This is a genomic window from Vogesella mureinivorans, assembly GCF_007644035.1.
In the GTDB taxonomy this organism is placed as follows: domain Bacteria; phylum Pseudomonadota; class Gammaproteobacteria; order Burkholderiales; family Chromobacteriaceae; genus Vogesella; species Vogesella mureinivorans.
Genome location: NZ_VMTV02000349.1, coordinates 1 through 254, shown reverse-complemented (window position 1 = coordinate 254; position 254 = coordinate 1). Strand labels below are relative to the sequence as shown.

The window sequence follows — 254 nt, the reverse complement described above, 5'->3', positions numbered from 1 at the left end:
TTGAAGCAATCCGTCGTGGTGTGGATAGTCACAGTATTGAGTTTGAAGGTGGCTTAATTGATGCACCATTACGTGTGATGAATCCACATTTATGGAAAAACACGCTTAGCCTAGCGACACATTTGGGTATAAAAACATTTCCTGTACGTACTTTTATGGCGTGCAGTTGGTTATTTGAAGATAAAACAGAAACATGGTTGACCACCTCTCGTACTCGGATTGGTAATTTTCCGATTATCAATAACCGCAAAGGC

At 40.6% G+C, this 254-nt stretch carries 1 protein-coding gene; it reads left to right on the top strand.

Translation table 11 applies throughout. The features are described from left to right. Nucleotides 1–254: hypothetical protein (locus FLQ44_RS10940; protein WP_206208812.1), on the top strand; the 254-nt coding region annotated here is incomplete at both ends.